Below are 17,101 nucleotides of genomic sequence, written 5' to 3' on the forward strand. Positions count from 1 at the left end.
CGCGGCCGTCACCCCGGAGGCATATCGTGGGACGTACCGCGCCCGTGAGGACAAGGACACCCAGCACCATGACCCGCGTGATCGCCGGCACCGCCGGCGGGCGGCGCCTGGCCGTGCCGCCCGGCACCGGCACCCGGCCCACGTCCGACCGAGCCCGCGAGGGTCTCTTCTCCACCTGGCAGACCCTGCTCGGCCCACTCGACGACCTGCGCGTCCTCGACCTGTACGGCGGCTCCGGCGCCGTCGGCCTGGAGGCGCTGTCCCGCGGCGCCGGGCACGCACTGCTCGTCGAGGCCGACGCCCGCGCCGCCCGCGTCATCCGGCAGAACGTCCGCGCCCTCGGCCTGCGCGGCGCCGAGGTGCGCGCCGCCCGCGCGGAGCAAGTCGTCGCCGGGCCGCCCCCGGACCCGTACGACGTGGTCTTCCTCGACCCGCCGTACGAGGTCGGCGACGCCGCGGTGGCCGAGATACTCGTCACACTCCGTACCCACGACTGGCTGTCCCCGGGCGCGCTCGCCACCGTGGAGCGGAGCACGCGAGGCGGCGAATTCCCCTGGCCCGACGGGTTCGAGGGGCTGCGGGCCAGGCGCTACGGCGAAGGCACGCTCTGGTACGGTCGCGCCGCCTCACCCGCCTCACCCGCCTCACCCGCCTCACCCGCCCCATGACCGCCGTCCCGCCCCCGACCTCTGTCCCCGCCCCCACCTCGTCTGCCGAAACCCCATGACCCTCACGACCGGATCCGAGAGCGAGGAACCTCCGTTGCGCCGCGCCGTCTGTCCGGGGTCCTTCGACCCCATCACCAACGGACATCTCGACATCATCGCCCGAGCCTCGAAGCTCTACGACGTCGTGCACGTCGCCGTGATGATCAACAAGTCGAAGAAGGGCCTGTTCACCGTCGAGGAGCGGATGGACCTCATCCGCCAGTGCACGAGGGAGTACGGCAACGTGGAGGTCGAGAGCTTCCACGGGCTGCTCGTCGACTACTGCAAAGAGCGCGACATCCCCGCCATCGTCAAGGGCCTGCGCGCCGTCAGCGACTTCGACTACGAGCTGCAGATGGCCCAGATGAACAACGGCCTCTCGGGCGTGGAGACGCTCTTCGTCCCCACCAACCCGACCTACAGCTTCCTCTCCTCCAGCCTGGTCAAGGAGGTCGCCACCTGGGGCGGCGACGTATCCCACCTCGTACCCCCGGTTGTCAACCGGGCACTTGGCGAACGCCTCACCAACTCCTAGCCGGGCGCCGTAGAGTCTTCAACCATGGACGTGCAGAGGAAGCTCGACGAGATCGCGGAGGCCCTCCAGGGCGCGCGGTCCATGCCCATGTCGGCGTCGTGCGTGGTCAACCGCGCCGAGCTGCTCGGCATGCTGAACGAGGTGCGCGAGGCCCTGCCCGGGTCGCTGGCCCAGGCGCAGCAGCTGCTCGGCGGGCGTGAGCAACTGGTCGAGGAGGCGCGCCGCGAGGCCGAGCAGATCCTCGAAGAGGCGCAGAGCCGGCGCGGCGCGCTGATCTCGGACACGGAGGTGGCCCGGCGCGCCCAGGCCGAGGCCGACCGGATCCTCGGCGAGGCCCGCCAGGAGGCCGAGCAGATCAGCGTCGAGGCCGACGACTACGTCGACAGCAAGCTCGCCAACTTCGAGGTCGTCCTCACCAAGACCATCGGCTCGGTCGACCGCGGCCGGGACAAGCTGCTGGGCCGCGCCCCCGGGTACGACGACCCGCAGGTCTTCGACGCGGCCGGCCAGGGCGAGGGACTCGACGCGGCGCCGGAGCGCAGCGCCGACCCGCAGGAGCAGCGCAGGCGCGCCGACGACTACGTAGACGCGCAGTTCCAGGCCTTCCAGTCGGTGCTGGCCAAGACCCTGGAGGCGGTCGGCCGCGGCCGGCAGAAGCTGCAGGGCGCGCGGCCCACGGACCAGCTCGGCGAGACCTTCGGGCAGGCCGGCGTGGGGCACACGGGCACGGACGAGAGCTACCTGGCGGAGCTGGCCGAGCTCGCCGACGGCCCGGCGCCGGGCCCGGCGCACCAGCGGGCCGGCGCCCCGGAGCCCGCGGCCCCGCCGCACCCCGCCGCGCCGCACGCCGTCCCGCAGCCCGCCGCCGCGGCGTACTACGACGGCACCGCCGCGCAGGGCTACGCCCAGCCCGGCTACCCGCAGCCGGACCAGCCGGACTACCCGCAGGACTACGGCCAGAACTACGGCCAGGGCTACCAGCAGGGCTACGAGCAGCCCGACCCCGGCTACGGCTGGCCGCAGCAGGCCGGGCAGCAGGAGCCGGCCCAGCCCGGTTCGTACGCCGACGCCGCCCAGCAGGCGCCGTACGGCCAGGGCGAGCCGCACCTGCCGCAGCAGGGCGGCTACACCCCGACGCCGGCCGCGCTCGACGAGACGAGCCTCTTCGACACCAGCATGATCGACATGGAGCAGCTCCGGCAGTACGACGACCGCGGCCGCTGAGCCGCCGGTGGGGCGCCCGCGGGGGCGCCGCCGGGGGCCCGTCCGCTGACCGGCGCCCGGATTGGGTCCTGGGCGGGGTCTCAAGTATTCTGGATCCTCGCCCTATCGCACCGCAGCCCGTCCCTGCCCGTCACGCGCAGGGTGCACGAAAGCAGGAAAGCCCTGAAAGCCCATCCGGACCACCGCGCCCCTCTCGTGTTCGACACACGGGACCTGGGCCGGCGTCCCGGTACGCTCAAGCGGCTGACCCGCACCGTGCCGGCGCCCAAGGACCTCGGCAACGAGGTGGTGGGCGTGCCGGAGGGCGACCCCGTCGAGCTTGAGCTGCGGCTGGAGTCCGTGATGGAGGGCGTGCTCGTCACGGGCACCGCCCGGGCACGGGCGACGGGCGAGTGCGTAAGGTGTCTGGAGCCGCTCGGGCAGGAGCTTCGAGTGGATTTCCAGGAGATGTACTCCTACCCGGAGACGGACGCCAGGGGCCGCGTGGCCCGCGGCGGCGGCTCCGGCGCGGACGCCGAGGAGGCGGACGCGGAGGAGGAGACGCTGTACCTCGAGGACGACCTGTTCGACCTCGAACCGGAGCTGCGCGACGCGGTGGTGCTCACGCTGCCGCTGCAGCCGGTGTGCCGGGAGGACTGCCCGGGCCTGTGCCCCGACTGCGGGGCGCGGCTCGCGGACGACCCGGACCACCGCCACGACGCCGTCGACCCCAGGTGGGCGGCGTTGCAGGGACTCGCCGAGACCGTCTCGGACGGCGAGAAGGACGATACGAGCGGCGCTGACGACGGCGCCGGCGAGAAGCAGGAGAAGTAGCCGTGGCCGTTCCGAAGCGGAAGATGTCACGCAGCAACACGCGCCACCGCCGGTCGCAGTGGAAGGCTGCGGTCCCGCACCTGGTGGCATGCGAGCGCTGCCACGAGCCGAAGCAGCAGCACATCGCCTGCCCGAACTGCGGCACGTACAACCGCCGCCAGGTCCTCGAGGTCTGAGCGACGGGGAGAAGGCTCATGTCAGATGCCACTACGCCGCGGAAGGCGCCGGCTGGACATCCGGATACGGCCTCGTCCCCCAAGATCCTGGAAGGGCGGCTCGGGTACGAACTCGAGCCCGCCCTTCTGGTACGCGCCCTGACCCACCGCTCGTTCGCGTACGAGAACGGCGGTCTGCCCACCAACGAGCGGCTGGAGTTCCTCGGGGACTCGGTGCTCGGCCTGGTGGTCACCGACACGCTGTTCCGGGGCCACCCCGACCTGCCCGAGGGTCAGCTGGCCAAGCTGCGGGCCGCGGTGGTCAACTCGCGTGCGCTCGCCGAGGTGAGCCGCGGGCTCGACCTCGGCGCGTTCATCCGGCTCGGCCGGGGCGAAGAGGGCACGGGCGGCCGGGACAAGGCGTCGATCCTCGCGGACACGCTGGAGGCCGTCATCGGCGCGGTCTATCTGGACAAGGGACTCGACGCGGCGTCGGAGCTGGTGCACCGGCTGTTCGACCCGCTGATCGAGAAGTCCTCGAACCTCGGGGCGGGTCTTGACTGGAAGACGTCGCTGCAGGAGCTGACGGCCGCCAGGGGACTGGGCGTGCCGGAGTACCTGGTCAGCGAGACCGGCCCGGACCACGAGAAGACCTTCACGGCTGCCGCCCGCGTCGGTGGTGTCACGTACGGCACCGGCACCGGCCGCAGCAAGAAGGAAGCGGAGCAGCAGGCGGCGGACACCGCGTGGCGCGCGATCAGCGCCGCGGGGGCGGCCGGCGGCGGCGAAGCGGGCAAGGGCGCGGCGGGGAGCAACGGCTCCGCGGCGTCGGCGGACGAGCCGGGCCCCGCGCCGCAGGACTCCGCGGACGGGGACGCCGCCGCGGGCTCCGCCGGGGAACCGCAGTCCGCCGACCGGTAGCGCGCCGATGCCGGAGCTGCCGGAGGTCGAGGTGGTGCGCCGCGGCCTGGCGAAGTGGGTTGCGGGCCGGACGGTGGCGTCCGTCGACGTGCTGCACCCCCGGTCCGTACGCCGGCACCCGGCGGGCGCGGGCGACTTCGCCGCCCGGCTGGTGGGGCACCCGCTGGGGGAGCCGCGGCGCCGCGGCAAGTACCTGTGGCTGCCGCTGGCGGACGGCCCGGATTCGGTGCTCGCGCACCTCGGCATGAGCGGCCAGCTGCTGGTCCAGCCGGAGGCGGCGGCGGACGAGAAGCACCTGCGGATCCGGGTCCGCTTCGCGGACGCGACGGGCACGGAGCTGCGCTTCGTCGACCAGCGGACGTTCGGCGGCCTGTCGCTGCACCCGAACGCGGCCGAGGGGCTGCCCGACGTCATCGCGCACATCGCCCGGGACCCGATGGACCCGGCGTTCGACGACGCGGCGTTCCACACGGCGCTGCGCGGCAGCCGCACCACCATCAAGCGGGCCCTGCTGAACCAGTCGCTGATCAGCGGCGTCGGCAACATCTACGCGGACGAGGCCCTGTGGCGCTCCCGCATCCACTACGAGCGCCCCACCGCCGGCTTCACCCGGCCCCGTACCGCGGAACTGCTCGGGCACGTACGGGCGGTGCTGAGCGCCGCGCTCGACGTCGGCGGCACGAGCTTCGACAGCCTCTACGTGAACGTCAACGGCGAGTCGGGCTACTTCGCCCGCTCGCTCGACGCGTACGGCCGCGAGGACGAACCCTGCCGTCGCTGCGGCACCCCGATCCGCCGCCGCCCGTGGATGAACCGCTCCAGCTACTTCTGCCCCCGCTGCCAGCGCCCCCCGCGCCGCTGACGCGGGCGGCGGAACAGCGGAGGGCCGCCTCGGAAGGCGCCTTCAGAAGCCGAAGTTCTGCGTCCACCAGGGGCCGCCGTCGGCGAAGTGCGCGCCGACGCCCAGGGTGCGGAAGTCGCAGTTCAGGATGTTGGCGCGGTGGCCCTCGCTGTTCATCCAGGCGTCCATCACCGACTGCGCGTTCGCCTGGCCGCGGGCTATGTTCTCGCCGCCGAGGTCCGTTATGCCGTACTCCTGCGCGCGGTCCCACGGGTCGTCCCCGTCGGGGTCGGTGTGGTCGAAGAAGCCGCGCTCGGCCATGTCCTCGCTGTAGTCGCCGGCCAGCTTCGCCAGCTCCGGGTCCCTCGTCAGCGGGCGGCAGCCCGCCTGCGCGCGCTCCTGGTTGACCAGCCGCAGGACCTCCGCCTCCGCGACGGTGGCCGCGTCGGCCGTGGCGGTCGGCTTCGCGCTGCGGGTGGGCTCGGAGGTCTCGGTCTCGGTCTTCGTCGGGGACGGGGCCTTCGACGTCGTACGGGACGGGGTCGGGGACTCGGACGACGGCTCCGCCGAGTCCGAGGGCTCGCGCTCGGGGGCCGTCGTGGACGGCGAGGCGCTCTTCGACTCCCGGCCGTCCGCGGCCTTCGTGTCGTCCGCGCCGTCCTTCTTCGCGTCCGGCGTCCCGCTCTCCGGCCGGTCCGAGCCGCGGCCCGCGGTCGGCGACGCCTCCCGCGGCGGCAGCTCCGAGGAGCCCTGCGTACTCGGCGCCGGCGGGTCGCCGGCCTCTACGTGGCCGGCCGGGCCGCCGTCGTCGCGGTCGAGGTCGAACCCGTTGCCGAGGACCCCGGAGGCCATCGCCACCGCGCCCACCGCCAGCGCCGCCGACGTACCGAGCATCCCGGCCCTGGCCGGGCTCTGCTTGCGGTGCTGCCCCCGCGGCCGGCCGGAGCCGTACACCTCGTGGCCGCCGTAGGCGTCGTACGCACCGGGCGTGCCCCGGCGGCGTACGGAAGAGGGCTGGGGCTCCGAGCGTCTGTGGCGGCCCATCCGGCTGACACCTCACGTCCGACGACAACTGTTTCACACGTTCACATCACCCACACGGGCGAATTACTGTCGGGAGACTGTACGCCATGCCCCCCGTCCCGTACGTGCCCGTGGGCCGATCGTCCGGATAGCGTGCGTTACATGAGTGCAGACGTACGCATGACGGCATGGGTGCGCGGCACGGTCCAGGGGGTCGGCTTCCGCTGGTTCGCCCGCGCGCGGGCGCTGGAGATCGGCGGCCTCGGCGGCTTCGCCGCCAACCTCGCGGACGGCCGCGTGCAGATCGTCGCCGAGGGCCCGCGGGAGCAGTGCCAGGAGTTGCTGGAGTGGCTGCGGTCCGACGACACGCCGGGCCGTGTCGCGGGTGTGACGGAGATCTGGGACGAGCCGCGCGGCGGATATCACTCATTCGCGATCCGCTGAGCACGCTCCGCCATAAGGGCTGGTCCAACAGGGATGACCAGCGGGTTGCCAAGGGCTTCCGGGCGTGCAAAGCTCTCACACCAGACGGGTCCCGCCGCCCCCCGCGGCCTGCATTTCCCGGGGCTGCGCCCGATGCGGGGTGTGATCGTGTTGACCGTCAAACTATTTGGTGAGACGCTTGAAGCCCCGCGCACCCTAGCTGTTTGTGCCATGGGCAGACACGCGGGTGCGAATCCCTCACGACCCACACCGCTCGGTCGGTCACTCAGTGTGGAGGACCTTCAATCATGGCAAAGGCGCTTCTCGGTTACGTCGGCGGCACTGACCCGCGACTCCTCGCCGAGATGCGACGGCTGCAGCAGCGTGTCCAGGACCTGGAGTCGGAGCTCGTCCGCGTCCAGGCCGAGAACGATATGCTCGCCGCCGCCGCTGCTCACAACAGCGAGTCACTGCTCGACGTATCCCAGGCGGAGCCTGCGCTCACCTGACATTCCCGCAACTTCCGTCAGGTCTGCACCTCAACCGCTTGAGATAACTGTCAAGGGACGCTTAGCGGCGTCCCTTCGTCGTTTCTCCACGGTCTTACGGATCCCCGAGCACGGAACCCGCCCCCGAAGCCGGCGCACCGGGGTGATGCTCAGTAATTGATGTGCCCCGGCGGTTACCCAGTGAAACCGGCTTGCGCGATAGAGTCTCGGGCACATGTTTCGTCGGCGGAGGAGAGTTCGCCAGTGCACTTGAAGGGCCTCACGCTCCGGGGGTTCAAATCCTTCGCCTCCGCCACCACCCTCCGCTTCGGGCCGGGTATCACCTGTGTCGTCGGTCCGAACGGCTCGGGAAAGTCCAATGTGGTGGACGCGCTGTCCTGGGTGATGGGGGAGCAGGGGGCGAAGTCCCTGCGGGGCGGCAAGATGGAGGACGTCATCTTCGCCGGGACCACCGGCCGGCCGCCGCTCGGCCGCGCCGAGGTCTCGCTCACGATCGACAACTCCGACGGCGCGCTGCCCATCGACTACTCCGAAGTGACCATCACCCGGACGATGTTCCGCAGCGGCGGCAGCGAATACCAGCTCAACGGCGACACCTGCCGCCTCCTCGACATCCAGGAGCTGCTCTCCGACTCCGGCATCGGCCGCGAGATGCACGTCATCGTCGGCCAGGGCCAGCTCGACTCCGTCCTGCACGCCGACCCCTCCGGCCGCCGCGCCTTCATCGAGGAGGCAGCCGGCGTCCTCAAGCACCGCAAACGCAAGGAGAAGGCGCTGCGCAAGCTGGACGCGATGCAGGCCAACCTCGCCCGCGTCCAGGACCTCAGCGACGAACTGCGCCGCCAGCTCAAGCCGCTCGGCCGGCAGGCCGCCGTCGCCCGCCGCGCCGCCGTCATCCAGGCCGACCTGCGCGACGCCCGGCTCCGGCTGCTCGCCGACGACCTCGTCACCCTGCGCGCGGCGCTCGCCGCCGAGATCGCCGACGAGGCGGCGCTGAAGGAGCGCAAGGAGGCCGCCGAGGCCCAGTTGGCCGCCGCCCGCACCCGCGAGGCCGCCCTGGAGGAGCAGGTGCGGGCCCTCACCCCGCGGCTCACCGAGGCGCAGGGCGCCTGGCACGAACTCGGCCAGCTCGCCGAGCGGGTCCGCGGCACCGTCAGCCTCGCCGACGCCCGCGCCAAGCACGCCACCGCCACGCCCGAGGAAGAGCGCCGCGGGCGCGACCCGGAGGACCTGGAGCGCGAGGCCGAACGCATCCGGCAGCAGGAGGCCGAACTCGAAGCCGCCCTGGAGGCCGCGGAGCGGGCGCTGGAGGACACCGTCGCCCACCGCGCCGAGTTGGAGCGGGAACTCGCCGCCGAGGAGCGCCGGCTGAAGGACGCCGCCCGCGCCGTCGCCGACCGCCGGGAGCGGCTCGCCCGGCTCAGCGGCAAGGTCACCGCCGCCCGCGGTCGTGCCGCCTCCGCGCAGGCCGAGATCGACCGGCTCGCCACCGCGCGCGACGAGGCCCGGGAGCGGGCCGCCGGCGCGCAGGAGGCGTACGAGACGCTGCAGGCCGAGGTCGACGGGCTGGCGGCGGACGACGGCGAACTGGCCGCCGAGCAGGAGGCGGCGAAGAGCGCCTTGAAGGCCGCCGAGGCGGAGCTGGGCGCCGCCCGCGACGCCGCCGCCGAGGCCGAGCGCGCCCGCGCCGCCACCACCGCCCGCCGCGACGCGCTCGCCCTCGGGCTGCGCCGCAAGGATGGCACCGGCACCCTGCTGCAGGCGCGCGACAAGCTGACCGGCGTGCTCGGCCCGGCCGCCGAACTGCTCACCGTCGCCCCGGGGTACGAGGTCGCCGTCGCCGCCGCCCTCGGCGCCGCCGCCGACGCCCTCGCCGTCTCCGGCCCGGCCGCCGCGGCGGACGCGCTGCGGCTGCTGCGCAAGCACGACGCCGGTCGCGCCGCGCTGCTCCTCGGCGACGCCCCGTACGAGCCGCAGCCCGACGGCGCACTCCCGCCCGGCGCCCGCCACCTCGCCGCCCTCGTCTCCGGCCCCGACCAACTGCTGCCCGCCGTGCGCCGGCTGCTGGCCCGTACCGTGTACGTCGCCACCCTGGAGGACGCCGAGGACCTCGTCGCCGCCCGGCCCGAGCTGACCGCCGTCACCGCCGACGGCGACGTCTTCGGCGGCCACTTCGCCCACGGCGGCTCCGCCGGCGCCCCCAGCCTGCTGGAGGTGCAGGCGTCCGTCGACGAGGCGGCGGCGGAGCTGACGGAGCTGGACGCCCGCTGCGCGGAGCTGCGCGAGCGGCAGGAGACCGCCGTCGCCCGGCGCGCCGGGTGCGCCGCGCTCGTCGAGGAGCTGGGCGGCCGGCGCAGCACCGCGGACCGGGAGAAGTCCCGCGTCGCCGGCGAGCTGGGCCGGCTCGCCGGGCAGGCGCGTGCCGCCGCCGGCGAGGCCGAGCGCAGCGCCGCCGCGGCGGCCCGCGCCGAGGAGGCCCTGGCCCGCGCCGTCGCCGAGGCGGAGGAGCTGGCGGCGCAGCTGGAGACCGCCGAGGAGGAGGCTGGCGCCGACGACGACGGGGACGACGGTTCCGATACGTCCGTACGGGACCGGCTCGCCGCCGACGGTGCCAACGCCCGGCAGACCGAGATGGAGGCCAGGCTCCAGGTCCGTACCCACGAGGAGCGCGTCAAGGGCCTCGCCGGCCGCGCCGACGGACTCGACCGCGCCGCCCGCGCCGAGCGCGAGGCGCGCACCCGCGCCGAGCGCCGCCGCGCCCGGCTGCGGCACGAGGCGGCCGTCGCCACGGCGGTCGCCGCCGGCGCCCGGCAGCTCCTCGCGCACGTCGAGGTCTCCCTCGCCCGCGCCGAGGAGGAGCGCGCCGCCGCCGAGCGGGCGCGCGCCGAGCGCGAGCAGGACCTCGGCCGGCAGCGCCGGCTCTCCCGCGAGCTGGCCGACGAACTGGACAAGCTGACGGACTCCGTCCACCGCGGCGAGGTGCTGGGCGCGGAGAAGCGGCTGCGCATCGAGCAGCTGGAGGGGCGGGCGCTGGAGGAGCTGGGCGTCGAGCCGGCCGACCTGGTGGCGGAGTACGGGCCGGACCAGCTCGTGCCGCCGTCGCTGCCGGCGGAGGGCGAGGAACTGCCCGAGGACCCCGAACACCCGCGTAACCGGCCGCGGCCGTACGCGCGGGCCGAGCAGGAGAAGCGGCTGAAGGCCGCGGAGCGCGCGTACACCAGGCTCGGCAAGGTCAACCCGCTGGCGCTGGAGGAGTTCGCGGCGCTGGAGGAGCGGCACAAGTTCCTCACCGAGCAGCTCGACGACCTCAAGCGCACCCGCGCCGACCTGCTGCAGGTGGTCAAGGAGGTCGACGAGCGCGTCGAGCAGGTCTTCACCGACGCCTTCCACGACACCGCCCGCGAGTTCGAGGGCGTCTTCTCCCGCCTCTTCCCCGGCGGCGAGGGCCGGCTGATCCTCACCGACCCGGACGACATGCTCAACACCGGCGTGGAGGTGGAGGCGCGCCCGCCGGGCAAGAAGGTCAAGCGGCTGTCGCTGCTGTCCGGCGGCGAGCGGTCGCTGACGGCGGTGGCGATGCTGGTGGCGATCTTCATGGCCCGGCCGAGCCCGTTCTACGTGATGGACGAGGTCGAGGCGGCGCTCGACGACACCAACCTGCAGCGCCTGGTGCGGCTGATGCAGGAGCTGCAGCGGACCTCGCAGCTCATCGTGATCACGCACCAGAAGCGCACGATGGAGGTCGCGGACGTCCTGTACGGCGTCTCGATGCAGGGCGACGGGGTCTCCAAGGTGATCAGCCAGCGGCTCAGCTGACCGATTGACGTGGCTGCCCCGGCCCAGGGCCGGGGATCTACGCCCACGCACGCGCGCGATACTGGAGGCGCTGTGACTCCGCCCGCAGAGGGCTTCTCACTCTGCCGCCGGAGCAGCTTCGTGACGGTCAAGCCCTGACCGCTTCCTGGGAAGGCGGCCAGAACAGCACCCGGCAGGGCTGCGATGATGGGGTCGTGGACATCATCGCCATCGTCATCGCCATCGCCGTCGTCGCAGTCCTCGCCGCGGGCGGCCTGGTCGTCGGCTCCCGCCGCCGGAAGCAGCTGCCCGCGCCGCCGCCGTCGCCCGGCGCCCGGACCCCCGCCGAGCCGCAGGTCGGCGACGAGGCGGGGGAGCCCGGCGACGAGCAGCGCAGGACCATCGAGGAGGTGGGCCTGCCCGGCGAGGGCCCGGCCGCCGTCGGCACCGCCGTCGCCGAGCCGCCCGCGGTCGAGGCGCCGCCCGAGCCGGAGGTCCCCGCGCCGTCGGCGGGCCGGCTCGTACGGCTGCGCGCCCGGCTGGCCCGCTCGCAGAACTCCCTCGGCAAGGGACTGCTCGGCCTCCTCTCCCGCGAACACCTCGACGAGGACACCTGGGAGGAGATCGAGGACACGCTGCTCACCGCCGACGTCGGCGTACAGCCGACGCAGGAGCTGGTGGAGCGGCTACGCGAGCGCGTCAGGGTGCTCGGTACGCGCACGCCGGAGGAGCTGCGCACGCTGCTGCGCGAGGAGCTGCTGGCGCTGGTCGGCACGGACGCCGACCGGACGGTGCACACCGCCGAGTCCGTCGGCCCCGAGGGCGCCGAGGTGCCGGGCATCGTGCTGGTCGTCGGCGTGAACGGCACCGGCAAGACCACCACCACCGGCAAGCTCGCCCGGGTGCTCGTCGCCGACGGCAAGTCCGTGGTGCTCGGCGCCGCCGACACCTTCCGGGCCGCCGCCGCCGACCAGCTGCAGACGTGGGGCGAGCGGGTCGGCGCCCGTACCGTACGCGGGCCGGAGGGCGGGGACCCGGCGTCCGTCGCGTACGACGCGGTGAAGGAGGCCGTCGCCGAGGGCGCCGACGTGGCGCTCATCGACACCGCCGGGCGGCTGCACACCAAGACCGGGCTCATGGACGAGCTGGGCAAGGTCAAGCGGGTGGTGGAGAAGCACGGGCCGGTCGGCGAGGTGCTGCTCGTACTGGACGCCACCACCGGGCAGAACGGGCTGGTGCAGGCGCGGGTCTTCGCGGAGGTCGTGGACATCACCGGGCTGGTGTTGACGAAGCTGGACGGGACGGCCAAGGGCGGGATCGTGATCGCGGTGCAGCGGGAGCTGGGCGTGCCGGTCAAGCTGGTGGGCCTGGGCGAGGGCGCGGACGACCTGGCGCCGTTCGAGCCCGAGGCGTTCGTGGACGCGCTGGTCGGCGACTGAGCCGAGCGCTGGCCCGGTCGCGGCACGGCAGGGCTTGGCGGGGCAGGGGTCGGCGGGCAGGGCTCGGCGGGGCACCGCACGGCACGGGCACGGCACGCCTCGGCGGCCGGCGACGAAGCGCGGCGCCGGCGTCAGCCGGAGCGCAGCCAGCAGCTCTGTGCGTACGCCAGCGTGCCCAGCAGGAGCCGCGCCGGCGGCGGGCCGCCCGCCGTGTCCAGCGTGGGCGGGCGCAGCCAGCGCACGGGTCCGAGGCCGCGCAGGTCGCAGGGCGGGGCGAGCAGATGGTCGCCGCGGCCCAGGCAGCGCAGGTCGAGCCGGGCGCCGTCCCAGCCCATGCGGTACAGCAGCCGGGGCAGCTCGGCGGCGGCGCCGGGGGCGACGAAGAAGTGCGCCCGACCGTCCGGGGTGGCGCTGACCGGGCCGAGCGGCAGCCCCATGCGCTCCAGCCGGGGCAGCGCCCGCCGGCCGGCGACGGCGCTGACTTCCAGGGCGTCGAACGCCCGGCCCACCGGGAGCAGCACCGCGGCCGCGGGCGTGTCCGCCCAGGCGTCGGTCACCTCGTCCAGCGGGGTGCCGGCGGGGACGGGACGGGCGTCGGGCAGCGGATGCTCGCCGGGGGCGGGGCAGGCGGCGCCCGCCGCGCAGGAGCAGACGCGCCCGCCGCCGGGGGCGCGCACGAGGGGCGCGCCGGGCAGCACGTCCCAGCCCCAGAGCCCGGTGTACTCCGCCACGGCCGTCGCCGCGTGTCCGGCGGACGTACGGGCGCGCCGGACGGATCCGAAGTCGCGCCGGCCGATGTCGCGTCGGCCGCGGATGCCGCCGATCGTGAAGCCCATGCCCCCTCCAACTGCTCGCCGGTGCGGTTGGTCACCGCACCTGTCTCACTCACAGCAGTTTGCTGGTAACACTGTGTTGTCGGGGAGGTGCATCCGGGGTGTGCTGGCGCGCCAGGGGGTAGCGTGGCCCGCGGCGCGCGCCCGGCCGAACACCACTCCGCCTGTTGCGGTGTCGCCCCTCGTCAAGTCAACCGCGTGTCCGAGACGCGGCGTTCACTCGTAGGGGTGGCGAATGGTGGCGTTTCCGGGATCGCGCTCGCGAAACGGTGATCGTAGGATTACTTTCGGTGCAAGCGGCGGCGGCATGCGACATGTGGATATGCCAACGGCAGGAATTGCCCCCGGGCTTCGGGGGCTCCGGTTCCGGGGATAATCCGGGGGCACCACGACGGCCGAGGCGGGATGGGGGCGTTGGAGTTGGACGGCACGGGCGGCAGCCGTACCGGCGCCACCGGCGCGGGCAAGAGCCCCAACGAGGAGCTGACTTCCTGGTTCATGCGCAGTGGCTGGTCCAAGGGCGAGCTGGCCCGCCAGGTCAACCGCCGGGCCCGCCGGCTCGGCGCGCACCACATCAGCACCGACACCTCCCGCGTCCGCCGCTGGCTCGACGGCGAGCAGCCGCGCGAGCCGATCCCGCGGATCCTCTCCGAGCTGTTCTCCGAGCGCTTCGGCTGTGTCGTGGGCGTCGACCAGCTCGGTCTGCACGCCGCCCGCCCTCGCCCCGCGGTCTCCGGCATCGACCTGCCCTGGACGGCCGAGGAGACCGTCGAGCAGATCAGCGAGTTCTCCCGCAGCGACCTCATGCTCGCCCGCCGCGGCTTCCTCGGCACCTCGCTGAACGTCGCCGCGGGCCCCGTCCTCGTCGAGCCCATGCAGCGCTGGCTGGCGCAGCCCCCCACCGGCCCCGCGGCCCCCGCCCCTGCCGCTGCCGCCTCCGCCGCGCCCGGCGGCGCCCCGCCCGGCCCCGTCGCCCTCTCCGGCCCCGAGCTGGACCTGCTGGAGACCACCACCGCCAAGTTCCGCCAGTGGGACGCCCAGTGCGGCGGCGGCCTGCGCCGCAAGGCCGTCGTCGGCCAGCTGCACGAGATCACGGACCTGCTGCAGGAGCCGCACCCGCCCGCCGTCGCCGGGCGGCTGTTCCGTATCACCGCCGAACTCTCCCAGCTCGCCGGCTGGATGAGCTACGACGTGGGCCTCCAGCCCACCGCCCAGAAGTACTTCGTCCTCGCCCTGCACGCCGCCAAGGAGGCCGGCGACCGGCCCCTCGGCGCGTACGTCCTGTCCAGCATGGCCCCCCAGATGATCCACCTCGGCCGCGCCGACGACGCCCTGGAGCTGATCCACCTCGCGCAGTACGGCAGCCGCGACAGCGCCACGGCCCGTACCCAGTCGATGCTGTATGCGATGGAGGCCCGCGCGTACGCCAACCTCGGCCGCCCCGACCGCTGCCACCGCGCCGTCCGCATGGCCGAGGACTGCTTCACCGAGATCGACCCCGGCCGGCCCGAGCCCGACTGGATCCGCTTCTTCTCCGAGGCCGAGCTGAACAGTGAGAACGCCCATTCCTACCGCGACCTCGCGTACGTCGCCGGCCGCAGCCCCACATACGCCGCCCTCGCCCGGCCCGTCATGGCGCGCGCCGTCGAGCTGTTCGCCGCCGACGCCGAGCACCGCCGCTCGTACGCGCTGAACCTCGTCGGCCTGGCCACCGTCCACCTGCTGGAGGAGCAGCCCGAGCGGTGCGCCCTGAGCGCCGGCGAGGCCCTCACGGTGGCCCGCCAGGTGCGCTCTGAGCGGGTCAACACCCGGCTGCGCAAGACCGTCGACACCGCCGTGCGCCGCTACGGCGAGGTCGGCGAGGTCGCCGACCTCGCCGACCGGCTCGCCCGCGAGCTGCCGGAGAACCTGGAAGCCGCCGGCTGAGTCCGGGCCCGCGGCTTCCAGGCCACCCGGCCCGTCCCCCGGACGGGCCGCCCCCGTGGTGCGGCCGAGAGTAACCGCGCCGCCGCGGGCCCGCGGGGAGTTCACAGCCCCGTAACACCCCCGCGGCCTTCGTCACACCCTCGAAACACCGGGGGGCGGTGGCGGAAACCCCGCTGCGCCAGCCTCTTGCGCATTCCGGCCCGCACACCTCATACCGCATGGGCCGCACGCAGAGGAGACGCGACGTTGAATGGCGCTGATACCGCATTCGTCCTGATCAGCGCGGCGCTGGTCATGTTGATGACGCCCGGTCTTGCCTTCTTCTACGGGGGCATGGTGCGGGTCAAAAGCACCCTGAACATGCTGATGATGAGCTTCATCTCGCTGGGCATCGTCAGCATCCTGTGGGTCCTCTACGGCTACAGCCTCACCTTCGGCGACGACATCGGCGGAGGCGTCCTCGGCAACCTCGACCACGCCGGGCTGGCGGAGATCACCCCCGACACGCTGACGGGAGGTGACGAGGGCATCCCGGTGCTGGCGTTCGCGGCGTTCCAGCTGATGTTCGCCATCATCACCCCGGCCCTGATCAGCGGCGCCCTCGCGGACCGGGTGAAGTTCACCGCCTGGGCCCTGTTCGTCGCCCTGTGGGTCACGGTCGTCTACTTCCCCGTCGCCCACTGGGTCTGGGGCCCCGAGGGCTTCATCGGCCTCAACGGCGACATCAAGGCCATCGACTTCGCCGGCGGCACCGCCGTGCACATCAACGCCGGGGTCGCGGCGCTGGCCGCCGTCCTGGTCGTAGGAAAGCGCATCGGCTTCAAGAAGGACCCGATGCGGCCGCACAACCTGCCCTTCGTGCTGCTGGGCGCCGGGCTGCTGTGGTTCGGCTGGTTCGGCTTCAACGCCGGCTCCGAGCTGGCCGCCGACGGCATCGCCGCGACGATGCTCCTCAACACACAGGTCGCCACGGGCGCCGCGGTCGTCGGCTGGCTGATCTACGAGAAAGTGCGCCACGGCTCCATCACCATGCTCGGCGCGGCCTCCGGCGCCATCGCCGGCCTGGTGGCGATCACTCCCTCCGGCGCGTCCGTGAACGCCATGGGCGCCCTGGCCATCGGGATCATCGCCGGCGTCGTCTGCGCCTGGGCCGTGGGCCTGAAGTACAAGCTGGGCTACGACGACTCGCTCGACGTCGTCGGCGTCCACCTCGTCGGCGGGATCGTCGGCACGCTGGCGGTCGGCTTCTTCGCCATCGACGACATCGGCCTGTTCTACGGCGGCGGGCTGGAGCAGCTCGGCCGGCAGGCGGCCGGCGCGGGCGTGGTGCTCGTGTACACGTTCGTCGTCACCTGGCTGCTTGCCAAGGGCATCGACCGGCTGGTGGGCTTCCGGGTCGGAGAGGACGAGGAGCTCGCGGGCGTCGACCAGTCGCAGCACGCGGAGAGCGCGTACGACTTCAGCGGCGTCGGCTCGGCCGCGTCGGTGGCCGCGGCGCCGGCGGCGGTGGGCGGTCAGGCGACGGGCACGGAGAGGGCGGCTACGGCCGCGGAGAAGAAGGTGGACGCGTGAAGCTCATCACGGCAGTGATCAAGCCGCACCGGCTGGACGAGGTCAAGGAGGCCCTGCAGGCCTTCGGGGTGCAGGGGCTGACGGTCACGGAGGCCAGCGGCTACGGCAGGCAGCGCGGCCACACCGAGGTATACCGGGGCGCGGAGTACACCGTCGACCTCGTACCGAAGGTGCGGATCGAGGTGCTGGTGTCGGACGACGACGCCGAGGAGCTGGTGGATGTCGTGGTGAAGGCCGCGCGGACCGGCAAGATCGGCGACGGCAAGGTGTGGAGCGTACCGGTCGACACGGCGGTACGGGTACGGACGGGCGAGCGCGGCCCCGACGCGCTCTGACCTCGCGGTCGGCGACCCCCGCCCGCGGCCGGCCCCGCGACGCGGCGGGC

The 17,101-nt window shown here is 73.7% G+C and carries 16 protein-coding genes; 14 read left to right on the top strand and 2 right to left on the bottom strand.

The annotated features are described in order from the left end of the window. Positions 1 to 68 precede the first annotated feature (68 nt). The 7 genes from rsmD (at position 69) to mutM (ending at position 5,217) form a co-directional block, all read left to right on the top strand. On the top strand, positions 69 to 668 hold the full coding sequence (rsmD, locus tag T328_RS26340) for a 16S rRNA (guanine(966)-N(2))-methyltransferase RsmD (RefSeq protein ID WP_496498664.1): 600 nt from the start codon (positions 69 to 71) through the stop codon (positions 666 to 668). Between the two features lie 94 nt (positions 669 to 762). After that, on the top strand, positions 763 to 1,242 hold the full coding sequence (coaD, locus tag T328_RS26345) for a pantetheine-phosphate adenylyltransferase (protein ID WP_496498763.1): 480 nt from the start codon (positions 763 to 765) through the stop codon (positions 1,240 to 1,242). Positions 1,243 to 1,266: 24 nt separating this feature from the next. After that, positions 1,267 to 2,466 carry a F0F1 ATP synthase subunit B gene (locus T328_RS26350; protein ID WP_496498665.1) on the top strand — a complete coding sequence of 400 codons (1,200 nt, stop codon included), beginning with the start codon at positions 1,267 to 1,269 and terminating at the stop codon, positions 2,464 to 2,466. Positions 2,467 to 2,661: 195 nt separating this feature from the next. Continuing rightward, complete coding sequence (locus T328_RS26355) at positions 2,662 to 3,279, top strand: YceD family protein (RefSeq protein ID WP_496498666.1); 618 nt, start codon at positions 2,662 to 2,664, stop codon at positions 3,277 to 3,279. A gap of 2 nt (positions 3,280 to 3,281) precedes the next feature. Then, the gene (gene rpmF / locus T328_RS26360; RefSeq protein ID WP_018844671.1) at positions 3,282 to 3,455 is read left to right on the top strand and encodes a 50S ribosomal protein L32; all 174 of its coding nucleotides are present in this window, start codon (positions 3,282 to 3,284) and stop codon (positions 3,453 to 3,455) included. Between the two features lie 18 nt (positions 3,456 to 3,473). Further along, a complete protein-coding gene (rnc, locus tag T328_RS26365) occupies positions 3,474 to 4,355 on the top strand; it encodes a ribonuclease III (RefSeq protein ID WP_496498667.1) in 882 nt (293 codons plus the stop codon). A gap of 7 nt (positions 4,356 to 4,362) precedes the next feature. Further along, the gene (mutM, locus tag T328_RS26370) at positions 4,363 to 5,217 is read left to right on the top strand and encodes a bifunctional DNA-formamidopyrimidine glycosylase/DNA-(apurinic or apyrimidinic site) lyase (RefSeq protein ID WP_496498668.1); all 855 of its coding nucleotides are present in this window, start codon (positions 4,363 to 4,365) and stop codon (positions 5,215 to 5,217) included. Between the two features lie 42 nt (positions 5,218 to 5,259). On the opposite strand, the gene T328_RS26375 is transcribed toward mutM, so the two are convergent. Continuing rightward, positions 5,260 to 6,240: a CAP domain-containing protein gene (locus T328_RS26375; RefSeq protein ID WP_496498669.1), complete on the bottom strand. Its 981-nt coding sequence runs from the start codon at positions 6,238 to 6,240 to the stop codon at positions 5,260 to 5,262. Positions 6,241 to 6,381: 141 nt separating this feature from the next. Between T328_RS26375 and T328_RS26380 the strand changes: the two genes are divergently transcribed. From T328_RS26380 to ftsY, 4 genes are all read left to right on the top strand, one after another. Next, positions 6,382 to 6,663 (top strand): acylphosphatase, encoded by a 282-nt coding sequence (locus T328_RS26380; protein ID WP_496498670.1) that lies wholly within the window; start codon positions 6,382 to 6,384, stop codon positions 6,661 to 6,663. 287 nt (positions 6,664 to 6,950) lie between these two features. After that, entirely contained in the window at positions 6,951 to 7,151 is a 201-nt protein-coding gene (locus tag T328_RS26385; RefSeq protein ID WP_018839639.1) for a hypothetical protein, read from the top strand. Between the two features lie 243 nt (positions 7,152 to 7,394). Continuing rightward, the gene (gene smc / locus T328_RS26390; protein ID WP_496498671.1) at positions 7,395 to 10,967 is read left to right on the top strand and encodes a chromosome segregation protein SMC; all 3,573 of its coding nucleotides are present in this window, start codon (positions 7,395 to 7,397) and stop codon (positions 10,965 to 10,967) included. A gap of 194 nt (positions 10,968 to 11,161) precedes the next feature. Continuing rightward, complete coding sequence (gene ftsY / locus T328_RS26395; RefSeq protein WP_496498672.1) at positions 11,162 to 12,385, top strand: signal recognition particle-docking protein FtsY; 1,224 nt, start codon at positions 11,162 to 11,164, stop codon at positions 12,383 to 12,385. 131 nt (positions 12,386 to 12,516) lie between these two features. On the opposite strand, the gene T328_RS26400 is transcribed toward ftsY, so the two are convergent. After that, entirely contained in the window at positions 12,517 to 13,221 is a 705-nt protein-coding gene (locus T328_RS26400; protein WP_496498673.1) for a bifunctional DNA primase/polymerase, read from the bottom strand. A 402-nt stretch (positions 13,222 to 13,623) separates the two neighbouring features. Between T328_RS26400 and nsdA the strand changes: the two genes are divergently transcribed. The 3 genes from nsdA (at position 13,624) to T328_RS26415 (ending at position 17,051) form a co-directional block, all read left to right on the top strand. Further along, entirely contained in the window at positions 13,624 to 15,144 is a 1,521-nt protein-coding gene (gene nsdA / locus T328_RS26405; protein WP_496498674.1) for a transcriptional repressor NsdA, read from the top strand. A gap of 246 nt (positions 15,145 to 15,390) precedes the next feature. Beyond that, entirely contained in the window at positions 15,391 to 16,716 is a 1,326-nt protein-coding gene (locus tag T328_RS26410; RefSeq protein ID WP_496498675.1) for an ammonium transporter, read from the top strand. Beyond that, positions 16,713 to 17,051 (top strand): P-II family nitrogen regulator, encoded by a 339-nt coding sequence (locus T328_RS26415; RefSeq protein WP_496498676.1) that lies wholly within the window; start codon positions 16,713 to 16,715, stop codon positions 17,049 to 17,051. Before T328_RS26410 ends, T328_RS26415 begins: the two co-directional genes overlap by 4 nt. The last annotated feature ends 50 nt before the right edge of the window (positions 17,052 to 17,101 follow it).

The organism is Streptomyces sp. CNX435 (genome assembly GCF_059570575.1).